Consider the following 24,933-nt stretch of genomic DNA (forward strand, 5'->3'; position numbering starts at 1 on the left):
GGATCAGCTTCGACACCGCGTCGGCAGCCGCGTCGACCGACCGGTGGGCTGACGCCGGCGGCAGATCAGGTCCGATAGCCTCGGCCGGTGACTGACAGCGCGGACGTTGCCCCGACCAGCGGGAACACCTACTCCGGCAAGTCGGGCTTCCTGCCGCCGGCCCTGCACGGCTACCTGGTCGCCCACGGTTCACCGCCGGACGACATCCTGGCCGATCTCGCCGCCGAGACGGCAGCGCTCGGCGACGCCGCGCGGATGCAGATTCCCGCCGAGCAGGGCGCGCTCCTGACGATTCTGACCGCGGCGCTCGCGCCGTCCCGGGCGATCGAGATCGGGACGTTCACCGGGTACTCGTCTCTGTGCATGGCCCGGGGCCTGCCACCGGGCGGGCACCTGCTGTGCCTCGACGTCAACGACGAGTGGACGTCCGTCGCGCGTCGCTACTGGGAGCGGGCCGGGGTGAGTGACCGGGTCGAGCTGCGCCTGGGGCCGGCCGCCGAGGCGCTGGCGGCGCTGCCCGAGGAGCCCACCTTCGACCTGGCCTTCATCGACGCCGACAAGCAGTCGTACCCCGCCTACTTCGAACTGCTGCTCCCCCGGATGAACACCAACGGGCTGATCATCGTGGACAACGTGCTGCAGTCCGGGCGCGTGCTGGACGAGCAGGAGGACAGTCCCAATGTCGTCGCGGTCCGTGGCTTCAACGCGGCGCTCGCCGCCGACGCCCGCGTGCAGGTCGTCTTCCTCCCCGTCGCGGACGGGCTGACGATCGCGCGGAAGCTGCCGTAGAGGCCGGAACAGCCGTCCGCCGTACGGTGGTCCGGGCCCGGGCCCGGGCACATCACAACAGGTACTGCTCCGGGCGGCCGATCCTGACGTCGACGCCCGGCGAGTAGTGCGCGAGCGGGTCGCCCGGCGGCGGGGTGAGCCCGGCCGCCCGCAGCAACCCGTCATCGAGCTCCGTCACCTGGGCCCGGTACAGCGGCCACGGGTCGTGGCTGGCCCGGATCGCCCGGTGGGCCGGCCCGGTCGCGCTGTACAGCCGCCAGCGGGCGGTGAGGAAATGGTCCAGCGGGCCCAGCTCGTCATCGCGGTAGGCCGCACCGATCCGCACCCGCAGCCGGCAGGACGTACCTCGCGGGCCGGGCCAGCGGCGACGGCTCCCGTACCGGACCTCGCCGGGCCCCGGCCGGGGCCCGGGCCCCGCAGGCAGCCCGTCAGGTCCGGAGAGCGTCATCGCGGACCACAGATAGGGCAACCGGTAACCGCTCCGAGCCACCAGGACGGCGCCGAGCCGGGCCGCGTCCAGGGAGAAGAACCAGACACCGCGCCGGCCCAGGCGGTCCACGACATACGTCCGGACGTTCGTCTCCGGAAACGTGGACACCCACGGAACCGACCAGCCCCGACCGGTCGCCACCCGCATGGTGAAGGGCACCAGGCTGACCCAGGCGCGACCGTCGATGGCATCGACCTCCAGCTCCGGCGGCAGCAGTGCGCGCACCAGGTCGGGTTCGAACGGCCAGTGCACGAACGTCAGCCGCTCCCAGCGCTGGAGCGAGGCGGGCCGCTCGACCGTGAACGGGCAGACCGGCCCGACAGCGGGCCGGTCCGAGGTCGGCAGAACGGAGCCCTCCGCTCCTTCCGGATTCGTTTCATCCGTATACATAAGGGTGATAATGGACGTCTCGCGCTCCTGGGGCGTCCTGGAGGGTGCCAGCGACCGGCCGGCGACCAGCCGTGATCAGACTCGGTCAGACTCGGTCAGACCCACCGGAGTCGTTCGGCGCAGCCTGGCGTCCACCGGGCGGGCCAGGTTCAGCTGGCCACCACCATGAGGAGCCGGGTCCGCCCACCGTCGGCCCATCCTGCGGATCCTGGCCATCAGGTCTGCTGGGCGGGCCGGGCCAGGACCCGTCCTGCGACCCCTGCCAGCCCGGCATTCCCTGCCAGCCCTGCATTCCCTGCCAGCCCGGCCAGCCCGGCCAGCCCGGCCAGCCGCCGGGCCCCCAGCCCGCCGGTGGCACGGGGCCCACCGGCCCCGGCGGGCCCCACGGCACAGCGGGCCCGCCCGCGAACTGCCGCACGTAGAACTCGCGGCGACGGCGCAGCCACCAGAACCCGCCGGCGAGCAGTCCGCCGGCGAGCAGCGTCAGGGCGGTCCCCGAGACGCCGGTCAGCGGAAGCTCGCCGCCGGGGTCGGCGGTGACGGCGGGCTGCGCGGTCGCCGCACCAGCGACCGCGCCGGCACCCGCAACGGGCGCCGACGGCGCAGGCGGCTGTGCGGCCGGCACCGGCTCTCCGGCCACGGCCTCCTCCTCGGCGGCCACCTCCTCAGCCCCGAGCAGGTCACCCAGCGCGAAGTCCCCCAGGTCGGGCGTTCCCGTGCCGCTCACGACGGCGGAGCCCCGCTGGTTCGCCTGGCTCTGCAGCAACGCGAGCAGCGCCAGAACATCGGTCGGGGTCAGCCCGCTGGACTGCGGGGGCGGCCAGGCGCCGTCCGGGGCCCCGCCGCCGGCACCGGCACCGGCACCGCCGAGGGCACCAGCACCAGCACCAGCACGGCCACCAGTGGCGCCGGCGGCACCGGTGGCACCGGTGGYACCGGTCAGCCCGATCACGAGCACCGTCGCGGACAGCGTGCGCGGCGCGGCCATCGCCGGCGAGGTTCCCGGCGACAGCACCTGTCCCAGCCCTGCGCCCGATCCGGAGGCAGGGGTGAGGCCGTAAGGACCCGGCGGGCCGGCACCCGCGGAGCCTGGGCCGGCATGACCCGTACCCACTGGGGTGAGGCCGGGCGAGGCGCCCCCCGGCAGCGGAGGCGGGCTTCCGGTGGCTACGGCGGATGGCGCACCCACACCACGGGCAGTGATCACCTTGACGCCCGGCGACGCGAAGGAGATCTGTGCCGAAACCCGTCCGGCCCCGTCTGCCGTCACCGTCTGCAGCACCCGACCGCCAGAGGCGATCTCGACCGCCGTCCCGGGCCCGAAGCCGCATCCGTCAAAGGTCGTGATCTCCCCGACCAGCAGGCGGGAATGGCCGACCCCGGTTCCCAGGCACCCCGCGCCGGCCAGGCCTGTCGCCGGGCCGGCGGCGCCGACGGCGGGAGCTGCAGCCGCAGCGGCACCAGCACCGGCGAGGAGCACGAACGCGGCCAGGACCAGGCAGAGCGCGACACGCAGTCGCAGGCGGCACCAGGGGGATGGGGCTGCGACCGGCTCCACACGCACGCCCATCGACCGACCACCCCCACCCGTCGCGGCTGACGGCGAAGACGTCAACAGCAGAGAGCTTAGAAACGACTACTCTCCGTGTCCATAGCCTGCGGCTCAGAGCCGGGGAAACTCCCGGCCGGCCTGCTCACCCGTCTCCAGTAGGCCCGCCGCCGGTCCGACGATGCGCGGGTCAGGGTGCCCGATGACCGAGTCGTCCCGGCCGGCGTAGTCAAGCCGGGACAGGACATGGCGCAGTGCCTCCACCCGGGCGCGGCGCTTGTCGTTGCTTTTGATGACGGTCCACGGAGCCTCGGGAATGTCCGTGTAGAAGAACATGGACTCCTTCGCCTCGGTGTAGGCGTCCCACCGATCGAGGGCGGCCAGGTCGACGGGGCTCAGCTTCCACTGYCGGACCGGGTCGATCTGACGGATAAGAAAACGGGTCTGCTGCTCGCTGCGCGAGACGGAGAACCACAGCTTGATGAGATGAATGCCGCTCCGGACCAGCATCCGCTCGAGCTCGGGTGTCTGGCGGAGAAACTCGCGGTACTCCTCCTGGGTGCAGAACCCCATCACCCGCTCGACCCCGGCGCGGTTGTACCAGGACCGGTCGAACATGACGATCTCGCCGGCCGTGGGAAGGTGCGCGACATAACGCTGGAAATACCAGGACCCGCGCTCGGTCTCGGTCGGCTTCTCCAGCGCCACGACCCTCGCCCCGCGCGGGTTCAGGTGCTCGGTGAACCGTTTGATGGTGCCGCCCTTGCCGGCCGCGTCCCGCCCCTCGAAGACGAGGACCACCCGCTGACCGGTCTCCTTCACCCAGTACTGCAGCTTCAGCAGCTCGATCTGCAGCAGCCGCTTCTCCTTCTCGTAGGCGTCACGTGACAGCCGCTGCGTGTACGGGTAGTTCTCCCGCCAGGTGTCGACGGAGGTCCCGTCCGGACGCAGCAGGGTGGCGTCGTCGGCATCTTCCTCAACCACCTGCAGCTCGTCGACATTCACGCCGAGGTACTCGATCGGTAGCTCGCGGGGAAGTGTCCCGACAGGCCGCGGACCGAATGTTTCCGTGATCAGATCGCTCATCGCAGCCTCCGGTGGCGTCTCGCTCGGCAACGCGGGCGGCACACGTCCGTCAGTCAGTGCCGTACCCGTTCCGGGCGTGCGGATGGGGGCGTGCCGGACCGGACCCGGTCACGCCTGGTCAGGCYCGGATGTGTCGTGCCCGATCCCATCACCAGCCCGGCCGGATGGGTCTCCCCCGAGCTGGGTGTTCATCACCTGTTTGCTGAGGAAGCACCTCGTCGGGCCCTTCCGGACGCCGGCTCCCGGGCCTGGACGAGCCGGACGGACCTGCGCCCAGGCCTGGCCGTCCATCTGCTCCGGGTGATCTTCCGCCTGCTCCGCGTCGCCCGGAGGGGCCCGGTCGCTCTCAGAGGCRCCGGTCCCACACCGTGAACCGGATGGTGCTGACCCCGCCGTCGTAGGACTGCACCTCTCCCGCGGCGATGAGGGGTGTCTCCGTCCCGAGCACGCAGAACCGAGCCCCGGGATGGTTGGCGAGCGAGTCCACCGGACGCAGACGCAGCTCCTGGGCACAGCCGGCGGCAGTCGGCGCACCGGGGTCGCTCCACGCGGCGAGCCGCTTCCCGAGCAGTTTCCCCGACAGCACGTGGAAACTCGCGGACGCGTCCGTGACGACCAGCGGCAGCGAGTCGATGACCAGCGAATCCCGGTCGTAGGCGTCCTCATGCAGCAGCAGCACCTCGTCTGCCAGAAGCCCCGCCTGCGCCGTCCCGGCCGGCCCGGATCCCGACGGCACAGTGGCGTCCGGTTCCGTTCCCCCGGTCGACAGACCCGTCTCGGACGCCACCGCAGGCCCCGACCCCGACGGGGAGTCCGACAGTGCGACGACCGGCGGGTCCGCCGCCGGCTGCCCGTCCGGGTCGTCGGACGACCAGCCTGCGAGCGCCACAGCTATACCCACCGCCAGCAGGAGCAGGAACGCGCCTGACCCGCCGAGGATCCACGGCACCCAGACCGGCCGCCGGGGCGCAGGCGGCGTTTCGGCGTCCGCGGCCGTGTCTCCCCCGGCAAGCTCGCCCGCGGCGGCTTCGGCGGAATCACCGGAGGGGGTGGCGGTGGCGATGATCTCCACGGTGGAGCGTTCGGCGGGCACCGCCGGCGAAGCCTGAGATGGCGAGGGAACCGGACCCGCGCCGGGTTCCGCTACCGCGAGTGGAGCAAGCTGGTAGCGGGTGATCTCGCCGGCGACCGTGGCGGGCAGCCAGCCCTCGCCGACCCGCAGCCGTTCATCCGTGGACGCCTGCCGGCACAGCTCGATGAGTTCCGCCGGACGCGGACGATCCCCCGGCGCCTTCTCCACACACCGGGCCAGTACCGCCCGGATCTGGTCGGGGCAGCGCCGCCAGTTCGGGCTCTCGTACGCGATCCGGTGGAACACCGCGCTGTCGACGCCGAACGGCAGCTCGCCGGTGGCGGCATAGTAGGCCGTCGACCCCAGCGCGAACACGTCACCAGCGGGACCCAGATCGTCGCCGCGCACCCGCTCCGGGGCCATGAACGCGGGCGTCCCGAAAAGGACGCTCGGATGGGTGCGTGAACTCGAGCCCTCGACAGCCCGGGAGATTCCGAAATCGATCACCCTGGGGCCGTCAGCAGCCAGAATAATGTTGCCTGGTTTCAGATCGCGGTGGATCACGCCGGCACCGTGGATCGACTCCAGCGCCTCCGCCACCCCGGCCACCAGCATCAGGACGCTCTCGACCGGCAGCGGGCCGTGGCGGGCGATCACCACGGCGAGCGACGGCGCGGCCACGTAGGCCGTGGCCAGCCACGGCAGGCGGGCGTCGGCGTCCGCGGCGACGACCGGCGCGGTGAACAGGCCCTGCACCCGCGCGGCGATGGCGACCTCACGCGCGAAACGGCGCCGGAACTCCAGGTCGGCGCCGAACTCCGCGCGGGCCTGCTTGAGTGCGACCGGCCGCCCGCCCGGGGTGTAGGAGAGGTAGACCGTGCCCATGCCGCCCTCGCCGATCCGGGCCCGGGTCAGAAACCCGCCGATCTCCCGGGGATCCTGCGGCGTGAGCGGAGTCAGGACGGCTTCCCACTCCGGTTCCGATTCTCCAGGGGAATCCCGCGGGGCACTGGTCATCGTCGTCCTTCGGGGGCAGGCGCAGCCGACGCCACACAATGAAATTATAGGCAAGTACCGTCAGCGGCCGACCCGCCCGGGTGCCCTCCGCCGGAGCCGGGACGGATCAGGGCTCCATGACGAGGCAGGTGGTGCTGGCCGTGGCCACGACGCGGCCGTCCACGTCCCGGACATCGCCTTCGGCAAACGCGGCCCGGCGGCCGGGCCGAACAATCCATCCGTGCGCGGTCAGCGTGTTCGCCCGGCCCGGGATGACGCGGACGGGACGCACATAACTGACCTTGAGCTCCAGGGAGGTGTAGGCGACTCCGGCGGCCAGGGTGGTGTGCACCGCGCAGGCGGTGGCTGTGTCCAGCAGAGTGCAGACGAGCCCGCCGTGCACAACGCCGATCGGGTTGTACGCGGACTCGTCCGGCTCGCAGGTGAACACCACGTCGCCGACCTCGACCGAGACCGGGCGGAAATCGAAAACCCGGGAGATGGGCGCGGGCGGAACCGTCCCGGCGACTATGCCGCGCAGAAACTCCAGGCCGGACATGCCCATACCCAGCGCAGCGGTGGCGGCAGGGTCGTCCCAGCTGATGGTTTTCTGCCGCCGACCAGCGGTGCGCTGTTCCCCGATCCCTCCGGGGGGAGACGTTTCCGGTGACGCTCCGCCGTGCCCCGGCTCGGGGGGCTGCGGCTCGACGGGTACACGCGTTTCCGGGGTCGGCGATGGCATGGTCCGGAGCCTAACCCGGGCTGGCGGGCCATTCGAACGGATGCGGACGGTCATCGGCACCCGCCCGCACGGACCGTTAGTCGGCCGCGGCTCCGGCGCCGGATGCGGCGCCACCCAGTGCGGCGTCACCCGGTGCGCCGCCGTCGACGGCGGCGATCAGCCGGGACGTCCTGGCGGTCACGTGGGCGGCGAAGCGGTCAGCCCAGTCATCGGTCACGGAGGCGGCGGCGACCAGCGCGGACAGCGCGACGTCCAACAGTTCGTCCACCAGATGCTGCTCGGAGGAAAGCCCCTTGCGCGGGTTCTGGCCCCGCAGGCCGATCAGCGCCGCGCTCGCCTCGCCGCACTCCTCCGCGACCTTGACCACCCGCAGCGCCAGCGCCTCGTCGGGGCCGATCGACCGCCGGCCGTCGTTCACGTCGAGCGCACGCACGGCGGCGTCGATCGCGGCGGCAGGCAGCGGGGCGCCCGGCCTCGCCGGACTGCTCGGGGGGATGTCCACCGTCCCGACGGTACCGGCCCGGGCAGACCCGCCCGCCGCACCGCGACGAGCAAGAATGGGTGCCATGCGCCTGGGCATCGCCCATCACTTCGGCTGGGCCGTGGCGGTCGCGGCCGGCGCCGACCTCAGGGTCGCCGACCGCAGGCGGATCGAGCTGATCGAGCCCGGCATGGCGACCGCACCGATCCACCACGAGGGCAGGGCCCTCGACGACGCCGCCGCCGCGGCCCTGGTCGCGCACGTCCGGGCATCGGCTCTTCGAACAGCGGCGGCGGCGCTGGACGAACTCGCCGCCGCCCTGCCCGAACCGGTCGTCTCGATCTCGCTCCGAGCCTGGCCGGCGGACTTCCCCACCGACATCGCCGTCCAGCGCCGGGCTCCGTACGAGAGCCAGGCCGACTCGGTGATGTACCGCCAGGTGCTGGCGGAACTTGCCCGCGACCGCCACTGGGACGTCCACTTCTTCGACGCCAGGGACGTGGAGCAGCGTGCGGTCAGGCTGCTCGCCGGGCGCGCGCACGACGTCCTGCACGGCCCGCGGGCGACGCTCGGGCCGCCCTGGTCGAAGGACCACCGGATGGCCCTCGCCGCCACGATCCTCGCCGGCCAGATGTAGGACTGAGAAGCCTGGCGGTCAGCCTGAGCAGGTGACGGCGCCCCGCCGCAGCGCGTGGCTGGCGTCGTTGCTGTCATCGGACCAGACAACCGGCTTGCGTCCCGCCGAGCAGGTCTCCGCCGGCGCGATGGCGAATCCCTCGTTGTTGTAGTTCGACATGCCCGTGGGACGCGCGTACACCGCGGTGGCGGCGAACCGGCCCTGGGCGTTGACGTCCAGCGTCGCGGTGCGGCCCTGGCAGGTGTCGTCGCAGGCCGCCCACAGGTGGCCGGTCGCCGGCTCGAACTCCAGGTCCATGACGCCCGCGAGACCGCTGGTGATCGTGGCGATCCGGGTGTAGCCGCCGCCGGCCTGGTCGAGCGCGTAGGCGTAGACGGTGCCGTTGGCCTCCAGTCCGACGAAGTACAGGCCGCTGCCGTGGCCCGGGTACGCGGCCGGGGTGTAGGCGGCGCCGGCATGCTCGTCGTGGAAGCCGTGCGCGGTGAGGTAGGAGTCCGGGATCCACGAGATGGCCTCGAGCCCGCTGTTGGCCGCCACCGCGGGCAGATCGGCGGTGAGGTTCCACTCCGCGGTCGCGTTCAGCGAGGTCGCCGTGGAGGCGATGTCGTAGCGGAGCACCTTCAGCAGGCTGGTGCTGCCGCTGCTGTTGTTGCGCTCGGTGGCGACCAGCGCGCCGTCCGGGGTGATRACGACGCCTTCCGCGTCAGGGTCGCCGGACCCGTTCGCATAACGCAGGGTCTTCCCGCTCGCCCAGCCGCCGGTCGTGTCCGGAGCCCAGTTCGTGCCACTCGGGACGAGACGGTAGAGGCGCCCGGCGCCGTTCTTCACCGCCCAGAGAACAGTGGAGCTCTGGAAGGACAGCCCACTGAGGTTGGTTCCGAACACGTTCGTGCCGTCCGCGACGGCCACGGCGGAATCACCGGGCCAGGCGGTGACGGGCACCGGGCAGGAGTTCGCCGCTCCGCGGGTCGGCGTCGTCGTCGTGGCGAAGGCTCCGGTGCCATCCGGGCAACGCCCGTAGGTCGTCGACGCGTGCGACGTCCAGGAGTAGGAGTCCACCAGCGACGTGCCGCCGGCCTGGTACAGACGCACCGAATCCGAACTGCCGAGGCCGAACTCCGGGTCGACGTCGAGGACCACCCGGCCGCCGGGCGCGAGCGACGTTCCCGACGCGACCGTGAAAGCATGCGAGTCGTCGTTGTCCTTCACGACCCAGCCGGAAACACTCACCGACGTCCCGCCGGTGTTCACGAGCTCCACCCAGTCACCGGGCGAACCCCCGCTCGACTCGACCTCGTTGATCCGGATGCTGGCCGGACCGTCCGCCGAGGCCGGCAGGACAGACAGGCCGAGTGAGACAAAAGCCAGGAAGACAGCGATGGCCAGTCGCGTTCTTCCACGGGAGGATCCGGACACGCAGCCACTCCTTCTCGCGGGTCAACCGGCAGGAGAAAGCACACTGTGCTCACTGCCGAGCCTCTCGCGCCCCGCGGGCCGGAGTCTTAACCCGCGGCCAACACGACCCGCAGTCTGGATGACCACGCGTCGCGGTGACCCAGGGTCGGCCCGTCAGGGTCGGGCCTGTCAGGCCCGCTGGTTGCGGCGCTGCTCGCGGCGAGCCCGGGCGCCGGGCGGCGTCTGCGGGACCTCGTCGGCGCGGCTCATCAGGTGCTTGTGGCGGTAGCCACGCTCATCCAGCCAGGCCAGCGCGCGGGTCTCACCCCGCGCTGCGACCGCGGCCGCTTCGGTGTCGGTGTCGGCGGCGATCTCGAACCGGAAGGTGAAGAACGGCCGGGCGTCGATCTCGTAGGTGAGGGTGCCGTCGGGGGTGAAGGCGGCACGCAGCGGTTCATGCTCCGCGGCGTGCGCCGCCAGCCCGGCACGCTGCTCCGCCGTGAGATCGGCGAAGGCACCACGGACGATGACGCGGAAGGTTCGGGCACTCACCGGACCCACGGAACCATCCCGACGCGCCCACGTCCATGGAGTTTCGGGCGGTCAGCGAACGCCTGAGCCGAGAGGCACGGCCGGCGCGTCAGGGCAGCAGAGCCTCGGCGAAGCGCTGCAGCAACCCGCTCCCCACGCCCGCATCCTTCCCTGCATCGCCGGTGAAACGCAGGACAACCTGGTCGGCGCCGGCGGTGTGATACTCGCGGAGACGGGCTGCAATCGAGTCGAAATCCCCCCACACGGTCATCGCGTCGAGAAACCTCGGTGCGAGGCCGTCGATCTCCGGCTCTGTGAAACCCATCCGGAGGAAGTTGCGCCGGTAGCCGGGAATGGTGCCGAAGAACCGCACGCTGTCGGCGGCCGTCGCCCGCGCGGTCGCGGGGTCGGTCTCGGCAATGATCGGCAGCAGCACCGCCAGCGCCGGTCCCGTTCCGAGCGCCCCCCGTGCCTGTGCGACATAGTCCGGGGTGACCAGGTAGGGGTAGGCGCCGGACGCCCGGTCGCGGGCGAGCGCGAGGAGGTTCGGGCCGAGCGCGGCGAGAACCCGCGCCGAGGCGGGCACACCCCGGAGTTCACCGTCATGCCGTTCGGCGGTGCCACCGGAGCTGTCGGGTCCGTCCGGACTGTCGAGGATGTCGAGGTAGGCGTTCAGGGTCCGCAGCGGTCGGGGCCCGTGCGYGCCGCCGAGACCCACGACGAACCGACCGGGGAACGCCCTCTCCAGCCCGGCGAAAGTACGCGCCACCTCGCCTGCCGGCACCACATCCACCGAGAGGATGCCGCTGGCCACCTGGATCCGCTCCGTCGCCCGCACCACCCGGTCGATGACGGGCAGGTTGTTGCCCTGGCCGCCCGCCAGCCACACCGTGGAGTAGCCGGCCGCCTCCGCCTCCCGCGCGAGAGCGATCTCGGCGTCAGGACGGTCCGCCACAAGCCCGGAAGCCGCGATTCCCAGGGGTCCAAGAGTCACCACGCTCCGCACAACCGCGGCCCGTCCGGCCGTGTTCCCCGTCACCCGGCCGGGGTCAGCTCGCCCCGTCCCCCGCCCCCCGTCCCCGTCACCTCGACGAGAAGCGCACGAAGGTCGATGCCCTCCTCCGCGCGCACCCGGCACCGAGTGTTCGCCTCGTCCCCGGGAAAGCAACGGCTCGACCACAAGCGCGAGAAGGATGTCCGACCCGTCAGTGGCAGCGACCGCCATCCAACACTAAGATCAACGGTATACTCTGTCGATATGAGCATCGAGGAGATCCGTGAGCCGACCTTCCTGGTCCTCGCGGCGCTCACCGACGGGGCGAAGCACGGCTACGCGTTGATCAAGGAAGTCGAAAGCATCTCCGCAGGTCGGGTGACACTGCGGGCGGGAACCCTCTACGCCGCCCTCGGCCGACTCGCCGAGGGCGGGTTGGTACACCAGAGCGGCGAGGAGGTGGTCGACGGGCGGCTCCGGCGCTACTACGACCTCACCGACGCGGGCGCCGAGGTGCTTGCCGCGCAGACCACCCGCCTGCGGCAGAACGTCGCCGAGGCCGACCGCCGGCTACGCGCCCGGGCTCGGCTGGGAACGGCACCGGCGTGACCGCGCGCCTGGAGGCTGTCTACCGCCGGCTGTTGACGTGCTATCCGCCCAGGTGGCGGCAGGAGCACGAGGACGAGATCGTCGCCACCCTGCTGGACGTCGCGGATGCCGGCGGACGGACCAGACCGAGCGCCGGTGAGGTCGCGAACCTGGTTGCCCACGGCCTCGCCGCCCGACTCGGCGCCACCCGCGGTCTGGTACCCGCCGTGGTGTGGCACCGTGTCGCAGTCCTGGCCCTCGCCTCGGTGGCGACTCTGTCGTTGAGCTTGTTCATCGTGGCGGAGGTACTGCCTGTGCCGTTCTCCGCGGTCGGAGGCTACGTACCGGACCGCTCCGGGCTGACCTTCGGCCCGTTCGTCACCCTCGGCGCGGCCCTCTACCCACTGCCGGTCCTCGCCTTCGTCGCCGCCGCGGTCGGCGCCCGGCGCACTACCCGAGCACTGTTGGGGCTCACCTGCCTCGCGGTGTGTGCCCTGCTGCCGGCCGCGGCGTGGAGCGACGCCGAACGGCCCATGTTGTACCTGCTCGTGACGTTGGGTCTGCTGGCGGGGATGGCGGCGGTCGGCATGCCACCGGCGGTCCCCCGCCGCGACCTGTTCGCAGCCACGGCGCTGTTCGGCCTGCTGCTGGCCGGCGCGGCCGTCTACGGTGTCGTGTACTACCGCCAGCCCTACCCTGGTGCCGGCTGGAACCTGCCGCTCGTCGCCTACCGCGGCCCCTACGGACTTCTCTCCGCGGTCGGGTCGATCGTGCCGGCCGTCGTCGTCGTCGGTGCCGCCGTCGCGACCGCGGCCAGTGTGCGGCGCCCCGGCTGGATCGTGGCGACCTTCGTGGTCGGCGGGTCGTGGTCAGTGATACCCGTGGCGGCGTCGATCCGCTACCCCCGCTGGGGATGGGGGTACGACAACTACTCCATCCTCGGATTCGTGTTCACCTTCGGCCTCATCGCCCTGGCCGCCGCCGTCGACCTGTTTCGCGCCGCGGACCTGAGAATCGTGCGGAACCCGGGCCTGTCATCAGCCGGTCGCGAGGCCGCCGAACCCGAGTAGCACGCGCGGGCGAAGCCGCGAACACGGCTCCGCCGGCGACAACCCCACCCCGTTTCGCATCATCGTCGCGACATCCGCTGTCAACCACGATTCCGGTCGTACTCCGCCCGTGCCGCGTCGACCTCGGACATGTGTGCCTCGGCCCATTCCTTGAGGTGGCGCATCGTGTCCAGAAGTGAGTAACCGAGCGGGGTGAGCTCGTAGTCGACGCGGACGGGCACCGTCGGGGTCACCGTGCGGGTGAGCAGCCCGTCCCGTTCGAGGCCGCGCAGGGTCTGGGTCAGCATCTTCTGGCTCACCCCGCGATCCGGGCGGAGAGCTCGGTGTAGCGCATCCGGCCCTCCAGCCCCAGTGCCACGATCACCAGGCTGGCCCACTTGTCGCCGATGGTGTCGAGCAACCGCCGGCTGGGGCAGGACGCGGCGAAGACGTCGAACCGCGGTGTCGACGTGTCAGCAGAGGCCACGTTCATGACTTACCTCCGGGTTCCTACCCCACTGTGAAGTGCCTACTTCCCAATAGAGAGTAGGTCACCGATGGTGGTGCTGTCGAACCATCGGAAGGGAATCCCTCATGACACTCGCGCTCGTCTCCAGGCCCGACTCCTCCGCCCCGGCCCTCGAGGAGGTGACGCTGCCCCCGCTGGGACCCGGCGACCTGCGGGTCCGCGTCACGGCGGCCTCGGTCGACCCCATCGACACCCTCTACGCCGGCGGACCCGCCCGGGCGATCTTCGGCCTGAGCGGCACCGTCGGCCTCGGGTTCTCCCTCACCGGCGTCGTTGTCGGCACCGGCGCCGAGACCACCGGCTTCTCCGTCGGCGACCCGGTCGCCGCCGTACACGACGACGTCACCGCACCCGTCCGCGCGCATGCGGAGGAGACCATCGTGTCGGCGGCCGCCGCCGCGCTCCTGCCGGACGGCCTCGACCCGGTCGACGCGGCGTCCCTCCCTGTCAACGCCCTGACCGCGGCGCAGATGGTGGACCGTCTCGGCCCCGCCGACGGACGGACCCTGCTGGTCACCGGCGCTGCCGGCGCCGTAGGCGGCTACGCCGTCGCGCTGGCCGCCCACGCCGGCTGGAGCGTCACCGGCCTGGCCCGCGAGTCCGACCGCGATTTCGTCCGCAGAGCGGGCGCCCGCGCACTCGTCACCGACCTGCCCGGCCCGTCTTTCGACGCCGTCGTCGACGGCGCCGTCCTGCAGGCCCAGGCCCTTCCCGCGCTCCGCGACGGCGGGACGTTCGTCGGCGTGACCTCGGCGTCTCCCGCAACGACCGAGCGGGGCATCGAGATCGCCATCGTGAACGTGCGACCCGACGCCCCCCAGCTCACCGGACTGCTTGCCCTCGCCGCCGACGGCACCCTGGAGCTGAGGGTGGCCGGCCGGGTACCGCTGGCCGAGGCCATGACGGCGTACGACAAGGTCGCCGGCGGCGGCCAGCGCGGCCGGTGGCTGCTGGTGCCCTGACCCGACGGACAACCGTCACTGCGTCGCGCGGGCGCCCTGTTCGGCCGGGTCGACGTCAGCCCGGGTCGACACGCGGCACAATTACCCGGTGAGTTCCCGGCTGGTCGGCCGTCGCCGCGAGCGGGCCGAGCTGGATCGCCTTCGCCTGGCCGCGACCCTGGGCGGGGATGGGGCCACGGGCGCGTTCGCGCTGGTGACCGGCGAGGCCGGGATCGGGAAGACCGCGCTGCTGGCGCGGATGCGTCTCGACGCCGAGCACGCCGGGATACCGGTACTCACCGGCCGAGCGGTCCAGGACGATGGTGTTCCGCCTTTCTGGCCGTGGCTGCGGATGCTCGAACAGGGCTCCCGGCCTGGCCTGGTGCCGCTCTCCCCGCGACTGCTCGACCTGGGAGACGGCCCGCCGGAGACGGCCCGTTTCCTCGCCCTCGACCGCACCGTCCGGGCGCTGCTCGCCGCTGCCGAACCGGCGGGCCTGGTCATCGCTCTCGACGACCTGCAGTGGGCCGACGACGGTTCGCTGCGGCTGTTGCGGCACCTGTGCGCCGAACTGGACGGCTCGCGTCTGTTCCTGGCCGGCGCCACCCGGGAGGTGACAGCCGCCCTCGCCGGCCTCCAGCCACACGTCGTCCCCCTCGGCCCGCTCTCCGAGTCCGACATCGCCGACCACCTGGCTGCCGTGGGCGCGGGCCCGACCGCCGTTCACGCCTCCTGGCCGCCGCTCGTGCACCGGCAGACCGGCGGCATCCCGCTGCTGGTCCGAGAGCTCGTCCGGGTGCTGGCTCACGAGACGCGGCTCGCGGGCCCGGCGGAGGGACCCGGGCTGGTGGTGCCGGTCGAGATCCGCCGGCTGGCGGCGCAGCGGCTCGGACGGCTGTCCCCGGCCTGCCGTCGGTTTCTCGGCGGGGCCAGCGCGCTCGGCGACGAGATCGACGTCGGTGTGCTCACGGCCGCTGCGGTGCGGGTGGACCGCGCGGAGCCGGCTGACGGGCACGCACCGTCGGCTGGGGCGACGCCGGCTGGGGCGACGCCGGACGGTGAGGCGGATCTGACGGACCTGCTCGGTGAGGCGGTGTCCGCCGGGATTCTCGAGGACCAGCCGGACGCGCCGGATCGGCTGCGCTTCACCCACGCGCTCATCCAGGACGCCTGCTACGAGGAGCTGCCCCGCGCAGACCGGGTCTCCTGGCACCGCCGGATCGCCGACGTCCTGCAGACGCAGCCCGCCGGTGACCGCCGGGCTGGCGACATCGCGCGGCACCGGGTGCGCGCGGCAGTCGACGCGACCAGCCGTGCCGCCGCGGTGGTGGCGTGCCGGGAGGCATCCGCCGTCGCGACCTCCGCGCTGGACTTCGCCGCGGCGACCCGCTGGACCCGCCGCGCTCTGGAGCTGATCGACGACGTTGCGATCGACCCCGCTGACCGCGCCGTCCTGCTGCTGGACCTTGCGGAGGCCGGCTATCAGAACGGCCAGGTGACCGAGGCGATCGCACAGTGCGTGCGGGTCGGCGCGCTCGCGGCGCGCCTGGGGCGGGCTGATCTGGCGGTACGCGCCGCCCTGGTCGTGCGCGGCATCGAGAGCCCGGCGGCGAACGAGGAGATCATCGCGTTGTGCGAGCGGGCGCGGGCGCTCCTCGAAGGGTTCCCTGCCGCCGACGGGAGCACCTGCGCCGACGGGGCCTCCGCTGCCGACCGGAGCCCAGCGGCGGAGACCACGCCGCCTGCCGGGATCCCGGCAGGCGGCGTGGACGGGCCGTACGCACAGGTGCTGGCCCGCCAGGCCGTCGCGCTGACAGAGATCGGCGGCGCGGACGCGGCCGACACCCTGAGCCGTCGGGCACTGGCCCACGCCGAGCGCAGCGCCGACTCCTCGGCGCTCGTCGACGCGCTGCACGCCCGGGAACGCCTGGTGACCGGCCCGGACGGCGTCCACGAACGCCTCCGGCTCGGTGCCCGGCTGCGGGAACTCGGGAGCGGGCCGACCACCGGGCCGACCACCGGATCGACCGCTGCGCGGCCCGACGCGGCCCTGTGGGGTGGTGTGTGGCGGATCGACGCCGCGTTCCAGCTCGGCGCGGTGGCCGTCGTCGACGACGAGATCCTCGCTCTGGAGCGGGTGGTGGGCCGCCTCGGCTGGCCGCTCGCCCAGTGGCATCTGCTGCGTGCCCGGACGACGCGGGCCGTGCTCGCCGCCCAGTACGCGCAGGCGGAGGAGCTGGCTCTCGACGCGCTGTCCGCCGCCCGCCGGACCCAGGACTTCACCGCGGTCATCCAGTCCTACGCGCTGCTGCAGGAGCCACTGCGGCACACCGGACGCTTCACGGCGCACGAACCGGAACTGAGCACCGGGGCACTCGGCGTCCTGGTCCCCGTCGTCTGCGCGATCTTCGGTCTCTACCTGCTGGACGCCGGCGAGGTGGACCGGGCGGCCGAGCTGTTCGACCGGCTCCGTCCCGCGCTGGAGACTCTGCCGGTCGACGGCCGGTGGCTGCCGACCGTGGCCGGCGCCGGCGAGCTCGCCGCGCACTTCGGCGACCAGGACACGGCCGGCCGCTGCTACCGCGCCCTGCTCCCCCACGACGGCTACCACCTGGGCTCCGCGTCGGGTTACCGCGGCACGGTCGCCCGCGTCCTCGGCGTGCTCGCGGTGGCCCTGAACGAGCAGGACCTGGCCGATCAGCACCTCGACCGGGCAGCCACGATGGAACAGCGGGCCGGTGCCCCGGGCGAGCTCGCCCGCGCCTGGCTCGCGCACGCCAGGGTGCTGCGCACGCGAAGTGGCCCCGGTGACCGGGCCCGGGCCCTCTTCCTCGCCGACCAGTGCGCGCGGTCCGCCCGACGGCTGGGCATGGCGCCGGTGCTCACCTCGGTGACCGCCCTCGTGGACGACCTGAGCGGGGTGTCCCCAGGAGCCGCGAACACCCTGACGCGACGTGAGCGTGAGATCGCCGCACTCCTCGCCGACGGCCTGGCCAACCGGGCGATCGCGGATCGGCTGGTGCTGTCCGAGCGGACGGTGGAGACACACGTCCGCAATCTGCTCACGAAGCTCGGCCTGACCAACCGGACCCAGGTGGCCGCCTGGGCGGTCCGCGCCGGGCTACGTGCCGAATCTACGCGCCAGCACTGATTTCCTGGCGGTCGTCCCGGCCGATCATCGTCACGACAGATCAGCCCAGGCGACGACGACAGATCCGGACGACCACGCGACGTCGGCCGGACGGTGCCGAGATCGCCGCCGGACCCACGAAGGAACCCCATGTCCCTCTCCCGTGCCCAGACCTCCGGCCTGGTGCTCTGTGTCCTGCTCGGTATCGCGGACGTCGTCTCCCTGGCCGGGCTCGGCGCCGACGACGGCCCGCCCGCCGGTGTCCTGCTCGCGGGCGGCATCCTCGGCCTGATCACCCTGGCCGGCACGGTCCGGCGCCGTACCCGAGGCGGCCTCCTCACGATCGTCGTCTCGCGGGTGCTCTCGGCCCTGCTCGCGATCCCCGTGTTCTTCGTCGACGACGCCCCGGACGCAGCAGTGCCCGTGAGCGCCGTCTTCCTGGTCCTCACCGCGATCGCCCTGGGCCTGCTCGCTCCGGCCCTGCGCCACCCCCAGCCGGTACCGGCCGTCTCATGACGTCCGCACCTGAGCGCCAGCCGAGTACAGGGGGCTCGGCTGGCGCTTCCCCCGGCCAACGGCCTCCACGGAACGAGAAGACGAAGCCGGGCCACGCTGGCCACGCAGGCCACGCAGGCCACGCAGGCCACGCAGGACTTTCGGTTCCGACTGGGATACGGGGCGTGAAACTGCCGGTCAGCGACCTGCCGCGCAGCCTGGCCTGGTACCGGATGGTGTTCGGCGCGCAACCGATCCTGGAGTTCCCGGACGAGGACGACGTGGTGCGCGGCGTCGCCTGCACACTGCCGGGGCTGGGGTCGAGCGGCGTGTCGCTGCGGGAGAACCCGGCCGCGGCTGCGGCCATCGCCGGCTTMAACGCGCTGGTCCTCGCGGTCGAGGACCGAGCCGCGATCGAGGCGTGGACCCGCCGCCTCGACGACCTGGGCGTCGCCCACTCACCGGTCATCGACGCGACCGTCGGCTGGCTGCTGGTGCTCCATGACCCGGACGGAATCGAGATCCACCTCTACAGCGAGGAACACCACGGCATCGACCAGACCGGACGCCCCGGCTACGGCCGCCCGGTCAGACCCTCCGACGAACCCGCACCGCCCGCCCACTGAGGGCCCGTCAGAGCCTGCCTACGACCGGAAACCGTTGTTCAACAGCCAAAAGGGCATCAATCAACGGCGGAAGATCGGTCTGGTCAAGACCGGGTAACGAAAACAGGAGCTTGTTACGCGTCGCCGAGCCATCGCCGAGTTCTCCACCTACCGTCAGATGCCCGTTCCGCTCGCACAGCACATTGAGAGCGATCCACTCCTCCGTCGAGACGAGTTCGGCGCGGCCACAGATCTTCCGGTGAACGCACTGCAGCTGCTCCCGAAACGAGCGCAACTCGTCGCCCCGGAGGGCCGCGTCAAGGTCTGCGGTGAAGCCACGAAGGCGAGCCGTGATGGGACTCGTCAGCCAGTTGCCGTCCCAGTAGTCCCCGACCTCCGGGAACATCCGCCCGACGACCCGAATCAGAACGTGATCAGAGCTTCGCCGGCCGACAATGATCTCCAAGTGCTCCGTCCGCACACTGTCAGCATGCCAGGCTGCCCACGCCAGGGCGGCCCTGGCGGCACCTACGCCATCAGGCGGTCGCCTCGCTCCGCACGCGTGAAGCTGATCGATCTCGCCGCCAGGACCCTCACCTGTTCACCGAACTCCGCGAACTCCAGACGGTTCCACCACCGACTGTACTCAACTGGTCGCATGCAACAGTCAGGTTCGCTACTCTTGGAATCCAAGCTGATACCTGGATGATGGGAACCGGAGCGATCAGAGCAGAGATGCACTATCAGAAGCTGACCCCTGACGATAGGCGCATTTGGCAGGAGCTTGCCGCAGCTCTGGCTGAAAGCTGGCAGGGGCGCGCGGTGACTGCCCAGCTGGGCGCCGACCGAACGGCTGGCGTCGAGTCATTGCGCGCGCTGCTCACATCGGCCCCATCACCCACCCTGGCCAACCTCGTCTCGACATACGGCATCGACAGACTTGTCAACATCGCCGGCGTGGTCGCCTACCCGCGGTTCTCTCGGCCGATGTTGGCTGGGGGCTGCGTTCTCGCAGTGGTCCTCATCGTGACAGTCGCCGTCGTCACCCTGTCCGGTGGACAGTCAGGCGGGACCGCGGTCGCACCGACCCCCACCGAGAACCGCTCGCACGAGGCTTCGCCGCCTGCGAGCGGCACGAGCAGCACCCCCCGGCCCTCGGCCACAGCGGCCGCCGGAAGTCTGGACAACGCCCGGCGGGTGCAGTTTACCGAGAATGGCTTTTCGTACGAGGCGCGGGCGGTAATGATGCGCACGCTGACCGATGGCGCAGAAAGCGCCCGCCCCTCTTTTCACAAACTTCTTTTCGTTTTCCAGATACACAATCTCCAGAAGGACCGACCAGCTCCGGTCCCTGTCATCACCAGCTACACGGCCGCAGACATCCACGTTCCGCGACAGTTTGTGYTCGATTCAGACAGCAGGTGCGCCTATCCGTTCCGCGAGGAGTGGAGCTCCCTAGGCGACGCCGAAAACAGTAACAGCCGGTGCAACCTGTCCCTGAAACCGGCCGCACAACGGGAGCGGTTTCAGTTCTCCGACCTGAGAATTCTCGCCGACCGAGCCGTCACCTTCAACATGATCACCGAAGGTGACGTTCCCGACACGGTTCCTGACAGCACGATCAGCCTCACCATCGAGAATGACGGAGAGCCCGGTACCGCCGATGCCGACCACGTGGACGTTCCCCTGCGCTGAGGTCGCGACCTGTGCCCAGCGAAACCGTCTACCGACCAGCGGACTGCCGGGTCGGGTCCTGATCAGATCTGGGTAGCCCGCCCGTCCCAGCCGTCCCGTGCGGCCGTCGTTCCGCCCGGCGTGACCAGTCCGGTCTCATAGGCGACGACCACCGCCTGGGCGCGGTCCCGGAGCCGGAGCTTGGCCATGATCCGTGCGACGTGTGTCTTGACGGTCGCCTCGCTCAGCCGCAGGCTCACCGCCAGCTCCGCGTTGCTCAGGCCGCTAGCCAGCAGCTGGAGCACCTCCACTTCCCGTGGGGTCAGTGTGGACAGCTCACGATGCAGGGCCGTGCCGCGGTCGGCGCGGGCGAAGCGCTCGACTGCCTCCCGCCGGGTGGGCGGCGCGGACCCGCACCGCGACAGCGCTGCGCACCGAATGATCACCAGCAGCCGGCCGGAACGGGAACGAGTCAGCTCACGATGGAACGAGCGAGACGGAATCCCACATCGTCGATCCTGAAGGTCGGATGGCTGCGACGCCGTACCGATGCCCGGCAGCTCCAGTGCTCGTCACACCACCCGCCGCCGCGCAGCACCCGGTAGGCGCCGTAGACCTCGGCATCGTAGATGTCCCAACACCATTCCCAGACGTTTCCGAGCATGTCGTAAAGGCCCCAGGCATTGGGTTTCCGGCCTCCGACATCGTGAATACGATCGTCCGAGTTACCGCGATACCAGGCGATCTCGTCGAGCGGCCCGTATCGCGCGCCTGCCGCACCGGCACGACAGGCATGCTCCCACTCCGCCTCGGTCGGCAGCCGGTAACCGCCACTGGATGGATCCCACTCGACGTGCTCACCGTCATCATCCACGCGATAGGCGGGAACCAGCCGCTCGCGTCGCGACAGGGCGTTGCAGAACCGGACGGCGTCCCACCACGAAACGCCCTCGACGGGCAGTCGATCGCCGTGGGCAGCACTCGGCTGCTGGCCGGTGACCTGCTCGTACTTCGCCTGGGTGACAGGAAAGACCGCAAGCCGGTACGGCCCGAGCTCGACCGGCCACGTGCGCTGCGTTCGCCGGTCCGACAGCGTCACCCGCCCCGACGGGATGGTGATCATCGACAGAACTATATATGACCTGCACGGATGCAGGTCACCCCGCTGYGTCGGTGCCCCATCCGGGAAATATCCGAGCTGCTCGGACCGCACCCGGACACGCTCGGCGAGAACGGCGCGGATGCGCTCAGGAGTGACGCCGGGCTCGGCCAGCACGTCGCGAACCCCGGAGGGCTCGACCGCGAGCGCCAACAGAATGTCAATTCCGTCGACGGAACTCCCACCGGACTGCTGGACCTGCGCAAACGCATGTCGGATGACGGTCACGGATGTCCGGTCCATGAGAGCACGCTACCGTGTTTCCGTTCTGCCGCCTGTTTGCGAGTTCATCGATCCCACCACCATCTGTCCCCGTATCCATCTGTTCCTGTATCGCGAAGGACTTCGTTCTGCCCATGGCGACTCTGATCCGCGCCCTCGACTCCGATATCAGGGTGGAGTACAGCGTCTTTCACCTGGTCGGTCTCGGCGACCCCGGCGGCCTCGGCGACTTCGAGGAACCCCTGCTCCCGGACACCGTTCTCGCGCGGCACACCCAGATCCACGTGCGCAGCGACGGAAGCCATCACCTGCCCACCGTCCGGCTGGAAGCATGGGACGCCGAACCCGCGCGGCCCGCCCCACCCGAAGGAGACTCCGCATGGGACTACGCCGAGGATCTCCGGCTGGTGTCGGACACCGGAATCCTGCGGCTCGTGACGCTCAACGGTCAGGGGGTACGCAGCCTGCTGATCGGTCCGCCGCTGTTCCGCTACGGAGTTCGCGTACTCCGCGCGGGCGGCGCCCGAGCGCGCGCCCTGCCGCAGTTCTCCGACGAGACAGGGGCGGAAACCTATCTCGTGCAGACCTGGCCGCTTGAGGACGTCTTCGACTCCGCGGAGTACCTCCGCCCGCAGGGCATACCTTCGGAGACGGCGGAYGGCGGCACCGAGGCCGGTTCCGGCGGCTACCGACCGAGCCATGCAGCCGACTGGCCGTCGATGCGTCCCACGAACACCGACACGAATGCGTCTGCCGGTGTCGTACGAGCCAGTCGAATTTCCTACCGGACCAGCACCGACACCAACCGCAGCACCGGCACCGATCAGCCTCGGCCTGTCACCCCCGGATTCCGGGACCTGTCGACGGTCTCTCCCGAAGAGTTCTCCCGTATCACCGGCCTGCCGATGCCGACACGCCCAGCGCCACGGCCCGGGACTACCCGCGGGTCGGCAGGTCCGCGCAGGAAATCGTACGTCCCCGGGGTCATCTACGAGATCCAACCGGGTCCGAAGGAGGAACTGTTCCAGGCACACCCGGAGCTGGCCAGACATCCCGAACGGCTCCCTTCCGACTTCTTCACCTGGCCGGAGAACCGGCGCCGCGACCTGCTCACGCGTTGGCAGGACGACATCGCGATCATGGACGGCTTGTCAGAGCRCACCGAGCCTCGGCGCACCCTGCAACCGGCAGACTTYCCGACCAAAGCCGATCAGGCGTCGCCGGGAATTGCACTACGCACCTGGCTGTGGCTGCACCCCCGGGAACTGGACGCCGCTCCGTCCGGCGCGCTACGGACCGAGCTCGCGTTCGGGGCCCGGGACGCCCTCAGCGGCAAGGTGTTCACCAGCGCCATCGTCACGATCCTCATGGCCAGCGCTGCCGGCATCACCGTGCGAGCCGCCTACCCGGTGGAAGCCGCCCGCCTGCTTGCCGCCGAGCGGGTGCACTCCCCCCGCACCTGAGCCACCCGCTCCCGCGACCGACGGCCATCAGTCATCCGGCACCGGCGCCACCAGCCACCGGCACCGGCACCGGCAGCACATATCGATAGTCGATATATTCTGATGAAGTGGGTATTGAGGACATCCGCGAGCCGACCTTCCTGGTCCTCGCGGCACTCGCTGACGGGGCCAAACACGGGTACGCGGTGATCCGGGAGGTCGAGGCCATCTCCGACGGCCGGGTGACGCTGCGGGCGGGCACCCTCTACGCCGCTCTCGGCCGGCTGGCCGGCCAGGGGCTGGTGCGCCAGAGTGGCGAGGAGGTGGTCGACGGGCGACTCCGGCGCTACTACGACCTCACCGACGCCGGCGCCGAGGTTCTCGCCGCGCAGGCCGCCCGCCTGCGACAGAACGCCGCCGAGGCCGACCGCCGACTCCGCGCGCGGGCTCGCCTGGGAACGGCGCCGGCATGACGGCCCCGCGGCTCGAGATCGTCTACCGCCGTCTGCTGAGGTGCTACCCGCCCGGGTGGCGGCAGCAGCACGCGGACGAGGTCGTCGCCACGCTCCTGGACGTCGCCGACGCGGAGGGACGCACCAGGCCGAGCCCCGGCGAAGCCGCGAACCTGCTCGCGCACGGCCTCGCCGCCCGGTTCGGCGCCTCACTCGGCCTGCTGCCCGCGACGGTGCGGAACCGCGTCGCGGCCATGGCGTTCGCCTCCGTCGCCACGCTCTCCTGCACCCTGTTCGTCGTGGCTGAGGTGCTGCCCGGACCGTGGCCGGCCGACGGGGGTGCCGACGGGGGTTACTGGCTGGACGAGGATGGTCTGACCTTCGGCCCGTTCGTCACCGTGGGCGCGGCCCTCTATCCCCTGCCGGTCCTCGCCTTTGTCGCGGCCGCGGTGAATGCTCGCCGCGTCGCCCGCGCCATGCTGGGGCTCACCTGCCTCGCGGTCCTCGCGATCCTTGTGGCGCCGCTGGCCGCCCCTTCGATCGACGCCGAACGGCCCCAGTTGTATCTGCTCGTCGTGCTGGGCCTGTTGGCAGCACTGGCGGCGGCCGGATACTCGGCGACGGCTTCCCGCCGCGAGCTGTTCGGCGCCGTGGCGACACACGGTCTGCTCCTCGCGGGTGCGACAGCTCTCAGCGTGTCGTCGTTCCACCGGACCTACCCCGGTTCCCCCTGGAACCGGCCTCTTCACGCCTACCGTGGCTACGGCGGACTGCTCGACACCGTCGAGATGATCGTGCCGGCCGCCGTCACCGTCGGGGCTCTCCTGGCAACCGCGGCCAGCGTGCGGCGACCCGGCTGGATCGTGGCGACCTTCACCATCGGCGGAATCTGGTCGATTCTCCCGATCGCGGAATCCATCCGCTACGACCGCTGGGGCTGGGAGAGCAACTACACCGGGCTCGGATTCGCGTTCGTCTTCGGGCTCATCACCCTGGCGGCGGTCGTCGATCTCTTCCGCGCGGCCGGGCTGAAGGTCGTGCGGACCTCGGATCTGCCGCACAAAATCCCCGGCTCGCCGACCCGGCCCGAGCCGAACACCTTCACCGCGAGGTCGACGCCGCCGGGGCCGCCGCCAGCTCCGTAAAGCCCTGACCGAATCTACAATGGGATCACGGAATCGATCCCATGAGCGCCTCCGCTCGCGCGGGCGCTCTGGCTTCCGGTGGACCGCTCGACGGCCGACGTCTCGGTGACGTCCATACCGCGGAGTTCGAGGTCGTGATGGCCGACCGTTCGCGTCACGGGGCCTTCCGAATATCGAGCGATAATCAGACGCATTCGCGGCCACCCGAATTTTCCGATATTGACGAGGACCGCCGCCACAATGTCTTCATCATGAACGGCGCGAACCACCGCATGGGACCCRCCCCCGCGGGCTGCTTGAGCCGTGTGCCGCGACGAGTGGCACGCACGGTTCCGAGAGAGGGGGACCGC

General features: G+C 71.2%; 23 protein-coding genes and 2 pseudogenes. 12 read left to right on the plus strand and 13 right to left on the minus strand.

From position 1 onward, the window contains the following. Nucleotides 1–87 precede the first annotated feature (87 nt). Nucleotides 88–789 (plus strand): O-methyltransferase, encoded by a 702-nt coding sequence (locus tag CC117_RS02040; RefSeq protein ID WP_198541685.1) that lies wholly within the window; start codon nucleotides 88–90, stop codon nucleotides 787–789. A 52-nt stretch (nucleotides 790–841) separates the two neighbouring features. Here CC117_RS02040 and CC117_RS02045 read toward each other — a convergent pair whose 3' ends face one another. From CC117_RS02045 to CC117_RS02075, 6 genes are all read right to left on the minus strand, one after another. Continuing rightward, nucleotides 842–1,669 carry a YqjF family protein gene (locus tag CC117_RS02045; protein ID WP_071081971.1) on the minus strand — a complete coding sequence of 276 codons (828 nt, stop codon included), beginning with the start codon at nucleotides 1,667–1,669 and terminating at the stop codon, nucleotides 842–844. A gap of 85 nt (nucleotides 1,670–1,754) precedes the next feature. Then, nucleotides 1,755–3,239 (minus strand): LPXTG cell wall anchor domain-containing protein, encoded by a 1,485-nt coding sequence (locus CC117_RS37215; protein WP_071081972.1) that lies wholly within the window; start codon nucleotides 3,237–3,239, stop codon nucleotides 1,755–1,757. A 93-nt stretch (nucleotides 3,240–3,332) separates the two neighbouring features. Further along, the gene (ppk2, locus tag CC117_RS02055; protein ID WP_071081973.1) at nucleotides 3,333–4,304 is read right to left on the minus strand and encodes a polyphosphate kinase 2; all 972 of its coding nucleotides are present in this window, start codon (nucleotides 4,302–4,304) and stop codon (nucleotides 3,333–3,335) included. A 346-nt stretch (nucleotides 4,305–4,650) separates the two neighbouring features. Then, the gene (locus CC117_RS33975; RefSeq protein ID WP_084131265.1) at nucleotides 4,651–6,393 is read right to left on the minus strand and encodes a serine/threonine protein kinase; all 1,743 of its coding nucleotides are present in this window, start codon (nucleotides 6,391–6,393) and stop codon (nucleotides 4,651–4,653) included. 106 nt (nucleotides 6,394–6,499) lie between these two features. Beyond that, on the minus strand, nucleotides 6,500–6,931 hold the full coding sequence (locus CC117_RS02070) for a PaaI family thioesterase (RefSeq protein WP_198541686.1): 432 nt from the start codon (nucleotides 6,929–6,931) through the stop codon (nucleotides 6,500–6,502). Nucleotides 6,932–7,190: 259 nt separating this feature from the next. Continuing rightward, nucleotides 7,191–7,682: a MazG-like family protein gene (locus CC117_RS02075; protein ID WP_131802993.1), complete on the minus strand. Its 492-nt coding sequence runs from the start codon at nucleotides 7,680–7,682 to the stop codon at nucleotides 7,191–7,193. Between CC117_RS02075 and CC117_RS02080 the strand changes: the two genes are divergently transcribed. Then, nucleotides 7,672–8,232, plus strand: a complete 561-nt coding sequence (locus tag CC117_RS02080; RefSeq protein ID WP_198541687.1) for a hypothetical protein — start codon at nucleotides 7,672–7,674, stop codon at nucleotides 8,230–8,232. The genes CC117_RS02075 and CC117_RS02080 overlap by 11 nt on opposite strands. 18 nt (nucleotides 8,233–8,250) lie before the next feature. Here the strand turns inward: CC117_RS02080 and CC117_RS02085 are convergent, their stop codons facing one another. The 3 genes from CC117_RS02085 to CC117_RS02095 all read right to left on the minus strand — a co-directional run bounded on the left by CC117_RS02085 (nucleotide 8,251) and on the right by CC117_RS02095 (nucleotide 11,155). Next, nucleotides 8,251–9,648, minus strand: a complete 1,398-nt coding sequence (locus CC117_RS02085; protein ID WP_084131268.1) for a lamin tail domain-containing protein — start codon at nucleotides 9,646–9,648, stop codon at nucleotides 8,251–8,253. 168 nt (nucleotides 9,649–9,816) lie between these two features. Next, nucleotides 9,817–10,179, minus strand: a complete 363-nt coding sequence (locus CC117_RS02090) for a DUF6204 family protein (RefSeq protein WP_071082073.1) — start codon at nucleotides 10,177–10,179, stop codon at nucleotides 9,817–9,819. An 88-nt stretch (nucleotides 10,180–10,267) separates the two neighbouring features. Next, nucleotides 10,268–11,155, minus strand: coding sequence for a TIGR03620 family F420-dependent LLM class oxidoreductase (locus CC117_RS02095; protein WP_071082074.1), 888 nt, complete (start codon nucleotides 11,153–11,155; stop codon nucleotides 10,268–10,270). A gap of 261 nt (nucleotides 11,156–11,416) precedes the next feature. On the opposite strand from CC117_RS02095, the gene CC117_RS02100 reads away from it, so the two are divergent. Further along, complete coding sequence (locus CC117_RS02100; protein WP_071081976.1) at nucleotides 11,417–11,761, plus strand: PadR family transcriptional regulator; 345 nt, start codon at nucleotides 11,417–11,419, stop codon at nucleotides 11,759–11,761. Then, nucleotides 11,758–12,810 carry a hypothetical protein gene (locus tag CC117_RS02105; RefSeq protein WP_071081977.1) on the plus strand — a complete coding sequence of 351 codons (1,053 nt, stop codon included), beginning with the start codon at nucleotides 11,758–11,760 and terminating at the stop codon, nucleotides 12,808–12,810. The genes CC117_RS02100 and CC117_RS02105 overlap by 4 nt, the downstream gene beginning before the upstream one ends. A gap of 80 nt (nucleotides 12,811–12,890) precedes the next feature. Here the strand turns inward: CC117_RS02105 and CC117_RS40210 are convergent. Next, nucleotides 12,891–13,282: pseudogene (locus CC117_RS40210) on the minus strand (winged helix-turn-helix transcriptional regulator). Between the two features lie 101 nt (nucleotides 13,283–13,383). On the opposite strand from CC117_RS40210, the gene CC117_RS02115 reads away from it, so the two are divergent. From CC117_RS02115 to CC117_RS02130, 4 genes are all read left to right on the plus strand, one after another. Beyond that, on the plus strand, nucleotides 13,384–14,280 hold the full coding sequence (locus tag CC117_RS02115) for a zinc-binding dehydrogenase (protein ID WP_071081978.1): 897 nt from the start codon (nucleotides 13,384–13,386) through the stop codon (nucleotides 14,278–14,280). An 88-nt stretch (nucleotides 14,281–14,368) separates the two neighbouring features. Continuing rightward, nucleotides 14,369–17,410: a helix-turn-helix transcriptional regulator gene (locus CC117_RS02120; RefSeq protein ID WP_071081979.1), complete on the plus strand. Its 3,042-nt coding sequence runs from the start codon at nucleotides 14,369–14,371 to the stop codon at nucleotides 17,408–17,410. A gap of 129 nt (nucleotides 17,411–17,539) precedes the next feature. Next, nucleotides 17,540–17,905: a hypothetical protein gene (locus CC117_RS02125; protein WP_071081980.1), complete on the plus strand. Its 366-nt coding sequence runs from the start codon at nucleotides 17,540–17,542 to the stop codon at nucleotides 17,903–17,905. A gap of 164 nt (nucleotides 17,906–18,069) precedes the next feature. Further along, a complete protein-coding gene (locus CC117_RS02130) occupies nucleotides 18,070–18,510 on the plus strand; it encodes a VOC family protein (RefSeq protein WP_198541688.1) in 441 nt (146 codons plus the stop codon). 7 nt (nucleotides 18,511–18,517) lie between these two features. Here the strand turns inward: CC117_RS02130 and CC117_RS02135 are convergent, their stop codons facing one another. Next, nucleotides 18,518–18,955: a WapI family immunity protein gene (locus CC117_RS02135; RefSeq protein ID WP_131802994.1), complete on the minus strand. Its 438-nt coding sequence runs from the start codon at nucleotides 18,953–18,955 to the stop codon at nucleotides 18,518–18,520. Between the two features lie 239 nt (nucleotides 18,956–19,194). On the opposite strand from CC117_RS02135, the gene CC117_RS02140 reads away from it, so the two are divergent. Then, nucleotides 19,195–20,184, plus strand: coding sequence for a hypothetical protein (locus CC117_RS02140; protein ID WP_131802995.1), 990 nt, complete (start codon nucleotides 19,195–19,197; stop codon nucleotides 20,182–20,184). 62 nt (nucleotides 20,185–20,246) lie between these two features. On the opposite strand, the pseudogene CC117_RS02145 reads toward CC117_RS02140, so the two are convergent. Together CC117_RS02145 and CC117_RS02150 are read right to left on the minus strand one after the other, a co-directional pair. Next, nucleotides 20,247–20,570, minus strand: a pseudogene (locus CC117_RS02145) (response regulator transcription factor); the annotation flags it as partial. Nucleotides 20,571–20,635: 65 nt separating this feature from the next. Further along, nucleotides 20,636–21,286 carry a formylglycine-generating enzyme family protein gene (locus tag CC117_RS02150; protein ID WP_071082076.1) on the minus strand — a complete coding sequence of 217 codons (651 nt, stop codon included), beginning with the start codon at nucleotides 21,284–21,286 and terminating at the stop codon, nucleotides 20,636–20,638. 392 nt (nucleotides 21,287–21,678) lie between these two features. Between CC117_RS02150 and CC117_RS02155 the strand changes: the two genes are divergently transcribed. The 3 genes from CC117_RS02155 to CC117_RS02165 all read left to right on the plus strand — a co-directional run bounded on the left by CC117_RS02155 (nucleotide 21,679) and on the right by CC117_RS02165 (nucleotide 24,583). After that, nucleotides 21,679–23,007 carry a hypothetical protein gene (locus tag CC117_RS02155; RefSeq protein ID WP_071081983.1) on the plus strand — a complete coding sequence of 443 codons (1,329 nt, stop codon included), beginning with the start codon at nucleotides 21,679–21,681 and terminating at the stop codon, nucleotides 23,005–23,007. A gap of 107 nt (nucleotides 23,008–23,114) precedes the next feature. Further along, a complete protein-coding gene (locus CC117_RS02160) occupies nucleotides 23,115–23,459 on the plus strand; it encodes a PadR family transcriptional regulator (protein ID WP_071081984.1) in 345 nt (114 codons plus the stop codon). Beyond that, nucleotides 23,456–24,583, plus strand: coding sequence for a serine/threonine-protein kinase (locus tag CC117_RS02165; protein ID WP_241829734.1), 1,128 nt, complete (start codon nucleotides 23,456–23,458; stop codon nucleotides 24,581–24,583). The genes CC117_RS02160 and CC117_RS02165 overlap by 4 nt, the downstream gene beginning before the upstream one ends. Nucleotides 24,584–24,933 lie beyond the last annotated feature (350 nt).

It is taken from the genome of Parafrankia colletiae, assembly GCF_001854655.1.
Lineage (GTDB): Bacteria > Actinomycetota > Actinomycetes > Frankiales > Frankiaceae > Parafrankia > Parafrankia colletiae.

Bases quoted from the DNA above. Each gene is read 5' to 3' on its own strand.
- CC117_RS02045 (WP_071081971.1), bottom strand. From the start codon at position 1,669: ATGTATACGGATGAAACGAATCCGGAAGGAGCGGAGGGCTCCGTTCTG.
- CC117_RS02070 (WP_198541686.1), bottom strand. From the start codon at position 6,931: ATGTCCGGCCTGGAGTTTCTGCGCGGCATAGTCGCCGGGACGGTTCCG.
- CC117_RS02080 (WP_198541687.1), top strand. From the start codon at position 7,672: ATGGGTGCCATGCGCCTGGGCATCGCCCATCACTTCGGCTGGGCCGTG.
- CC117_RS02075 (WP_131802993.1), bottom strand. From the start codon at position 7,682: ATGGCACCCATTCTTGCTCGTCGCGGTGCGGCGGGCGGGTCTGCCCGG.
- CC117_RS02100 (WP_071081976.1), top strand. From the start codon at position 11,417: ATGAGCATCGAGGAGATCCGTGAGCCGACCTTCCTGGTCCTCGCGGCG.
- CC117_RS02115 (WP_071081978.1), top strand. From the start codon at position 13,384: ATGACACTCGCGCTCGTCTCCAGGCCCGACTCCTCCGCCCCGGCCCTC.
- CC117_RS02125 (WP_071081980.1), top strand. From the start codon at position 17,540: ATGTCCCTCTCCCGTGCCCAGACCTCCGGCCTGGTGCTCTGTGTCCTG.
- CC117_RS02150 (WP_071082076.1), bottom strand. From the start codon at position 21,286: ATGATCACCATCCCGTCGGGGCGGGTGACGCTGTCGGACCGGCGAACG.
- CC117_RS02165 (WP_241829734.1), top strand. From the start codon at position 23,456: ATGACGGCCCCGCGGCTCGAGATCGTCTACCGCCGTCTGCTGAGGTGC.